The organism is Pseudomonas sp. NPDC089530 (assembly GCF_050280705.1).
Taxonomy (GTDB): Bacteria; Pseudomonadota; Gammaproteobacteria; order Pseudomonadales; family Pseudomonadaceae; genus Aquipseudomonas.
In genome coordinates, this window is sequence record NZ_JBNNVU010000183.1 from 1 (window position 1) to 3,398 (window position 3,398).

Below are 3,398 nucleotides of genomic sequence, written 5' to 3' on the forward strand. Positions count from 1 at the left end.
GAGGTCGCCACCTCGACCAGGGTCTTGCGGTCCCGGCGCAGGCGCCCGTGCTTCCTGCTCAACACCAACAGGGCGATATCATCCGGCATCTCCCCTAGCGTGGCCAATCCAAAAACCTGCCGCAGTCCATCCAGACTGCCGCCTGCCGTTCTCACCCGCTCAGGTAAGGCGGCTTCTTTCTCTTTGAGTGTGGGTTCCGGTAAAAGGTCCAGAATGCCATCAGACATCAGCGTCAGGCTGAAGGTCGGCGGCAGTTCCAGAATGTGATCTTCATAGGTGGCTTCATTGAACAAGCCTACCGGCAGACCGCGCCCTTCCAGGTAACGCACACTGTCTGGCGTGTACAACACAGGCAATGGCAGGTGCCCGCCAATGCTATAGGTCAACAAGCCCGTCTCCTCGTCGATGACGCCACCGACCATTGTCACGTGTTTGCCCAGCTTACAGCTGATCAGGCCGCGGTTGATATGGCCCAGGACTTCCGACGGTTTGAACTCTGGCAAGGTGCCATTGCGCTTGGACTCGAACAGCAAGCGCGTGGTCATGAACTTGAGCAGCACCGTGACGAAGGCGGATGACGCGCCATGCCCGGAAACATCCGCCAGGTAGAAGGCTACACGGCGCTCGTCGACGCGAAAGTAGTCGACGAAATCGCCTGAGAGGTACAAGGACGGAATGATCTGGTGGGCGAACTTGAACGCGTCGATGGTCCAGGGGCTCACCGGCAGCATGTTCATCTGCACCTGGCGCCCGGCGTTCTGGTCTTCCTGCAGCAGGCTCAGGCTGGCTTCGAGCTCGCGGTTGGCGGCCTCCAGCTTCTCCCGGTAGCGCTGGTTTTCCAGCAGCAGGCGCGCACGATCCAGGGCGCGGCGTACCGAATGCTCCAGCACGGCCAGGTCTTCCAGGGGCTTGATCAGGTAGTCGGCGGCCCCCAGGCGCAGGGCCTCGACGGCGTCGTTCATCACGCCGGCCCCGGACACCACGATGACCGGGGTTTGCGGTTCGATATCGGTTACCTGACGGATCAGTTCGAGGCCGCCCATCTGCGGCATGCGCAGATCGCAGATCACCAAGTCTGGCTTTTCCTGCTCGAATACCTGAAGTCCCTGCTGACCGTTACTAGCCTGCAGGACGCTGAAGCCACTGTCTTCCAAATAGGCCGCGAGGCTCGCGCGCACTACTTCGTCGTCATCGATTATCAGCAGCGTGGCACTGGTTTTTGGCATGTGGGCAAACGGCGCCAGAATTAGGTTGGCGTAGGTGGGCTGGGCACAAGCCTGGACACACACTACTGGATTCGCTTTCTAGCCACTCTGGAAACGGAGCCAGGGCCCTCAGCCCTGCACGCTCGACCATCAGAGGTGCCCTTCTAAGGCGCAGACGGTACTCCCATCCGCGGGGCGTTTCAAGCTCATGCCGATGGTCGCTGGACGTCTTTACACCTCAAATCACCGGGAGTTATAAGAACGGATAAATCCGCAACCTAAACGCAGGATGGAGCCTATGAACTCAAACGATCGTGACTACAGTGAAAAGCGCGATTACATCCGTATGCGGGTGGATGCCGAGGTCACCCTGATCCATCAGGGCCAGGTGATTCCAGCCGTCTGCATCGACCTTTCCAGCAGTGGCATGCAGGTCCGGGCCAGGCGCTCGTTCAAGGTCGGCGACCGGCTCAGCGTGCGCATCGACTCCGAGCACGCCGCCCTCAGGGGACTGGAAGCGGATACCGAAGTGGTCTGGGTCACCGAACTGGAAGGCGATGGCCAGAAACTTGGCCTTACAATCTTGAAGATGAACTGATTCCGACGCCCATAAAAAAGGCGGCCCCGGGGGCCGCCTTTTTCATGCTCGGGTCAAAGCTTAGAAGTCGTCTTCGACCTTGCCGTCTTTGACCTTGAATTCGCGGTTCTGCAGGTAGGCATTGCGAATGAAGGTGTATTTGTCACCGCTGATCAGCTTCTCGCTCGACAGCAGGCTGGCGCGGGTGTCGATGATGTCCAGCGCGAAGGCGCTGTTGCGCACCGGCACGTCGTTCACATAGCGGTAGGGTTCGGTGAAGCTGTCCACATACTTGGCCGGCGCATCGCGCAGGGTGCTTGGGCCGAAGAACGGCAGCATCACATAAGGACCACTGCCGACGCCCCAGTAACCGAGGGTCTGGCCGAAGTCCTCATCGTTACGCTGCAAGCCCATCTTGGTGCTCACATCGAAGAAACCGGCCAGGCCGATGGTAGTGTTCATCAACAGCCGCGCGGTGTCGACGGCAGCCGCACGGGGCTTGGCCTGCAGGATATCGTTGGCCAGGTTGCCGACATCGCCGATGTTGCGGAAGAAGTTGTGAATACCGTCTTCGAGAAACTGTGGGGTTACCGCCTGATAACCCTGCGCCAGAGGCTTCAGCGCATAGGTGTCGATAGTGTCGTTGAAGGTGAAGATCGGACGGTTGATGCTTTCCCACGGGTCGTCTTCCGCGGCGTGAGCCAAAACCGGTACCAGCATGCTGGCACACATAAGCTGAGCGAGGCGATTGCTCCAGCGCATAGCAAAACTCCTTGGATTGTACCTGTCACGGGCGCTATGCCCTGGCGGTAAGCTGGTTAGTATAAGTCGGATATACCCATTTAGGCAGCACTGGCACAGCGCTTCGCCATAACGTAGGCGGCCGCCTCCCCCTGTTCACAGGGATGTCACCCAACGGTCATCTGCCGTCGATAACCTTGCAAGGTATTTCAGGGACGTCATGATGCCTCACGCCGAAGCCTTGCCCGTAACCGCTCCCACCTTGACTGCCGTGCTCTTTGGCCTCAGCGGTTGCCTGGTGGATTTCGGCGCCCGGATGCGCCTGCACAGCGCCGATCAACCGATGCTGGAACAGGCGCATGCCACCCACGGCGCCCTGGACATCCTGCACAGCCTGCAACACCAGGGCGTGCCCTGCGCCTGGCTGGACGAGTTGCCAGACAACCTCAGCCAGCACCTGGCAAGCTCACTGCCAGCCTGGATTACCCCCTCTCCCAACACCGGCACCCGCTGGCCCGCTCCCAACGCCTGCTGGCAAGCGCTGATGACCCTGAATGTCAGCCGGTTGGATGGCTGCGTACTGGTCAGCGGTGAACCGCGCCTGCTGCAATCGGGCCTCAACGCGGGCCTGTGGACCATCGGCCTGGCGTCCTGCGGCTCGCTCTGCGGCCTGAGCCCGGCGGAATGGCAGGCGCTGGGCCAACAGGAGCGCGAGTTCAAGCGGGGCAAGGCGACCCTGCACCTGTTCAGCCTGGGCGTGCACTCGGTGATCGACCATCTGGGCGAGCTGCCGACCTGCCTGGCGGACATCGGCCAGCGCCGCCTGAAGGGTGAAAAACCCTGACTTGATCAAGATCATGCACATTGCCCGCGAG

4 protein-coding genes are annotated in these 3,398 nt (G+C 60.7%); 2 read left to right on the forward strand and 2 right to left on the reverse strand.

Translation table 11 applies throughout. The features are described from left to right. On the reverse strand, positions 1-1,226 hold a 1,226-nt coding region (gene rssB / locus ACQKQA_RS29915; protein WP_427564752.1), incomplete at its 3' end, for a two-component system response regulator RssB. A 277-nt stretch (positions 1,227-1,503) separates the two neighbouring features. Between rssB and ACQKQA_RS29920 the strand changes: the two genes are divergently transcribed. Continuing rightward, positions 1,504-1,803 (forward strand): PilZ domain-containing protein, encoded by a 300-nt coding sequence (locus ACQKQA_RS29920; RefSeq protein WP_427564753.1) that lies wholly within the window; start codon positions 1,504-1,506, stop codon positions 1,801-1,803. Positions 1,804-1,863: 60 nt separating this feature from the next. Here the strand turns inward: ACQKQA_RS29920 and ACQKQA_RS29925 are convergent, their stop codons facing one another. After that, positions 1,864-2,544: an MlaA family lipoprotein gene (locus ACQKQA_RS29925; RefSeq protein ID WP_427564754.1), complete on the reverse strand. Its 681-nt coding sequence runs from the start codon at positions 2,542-2,544 to the stop codon at positions 1,864-1,866. A 202-nt stretch (positions 2,545-2,746) separates the two neighbouring features. Between ACQKQA_RS29925 and ACQKQA_RS29930 the strand changes: the two genes are divergently transcribed. Further along, positions 2,747-3,367, forward strand: a complete 621-nt coding sequence (locus ACQKQA_RS29930; protein ID WP_427564755.1) for an HAD family phosphatase — start codon at positions 2,747-2,749, stop codon at positions 3,365-3,367. The last annotated feature ends 31 nt before the right edge of the window (positions 3,368-3,398 follow it).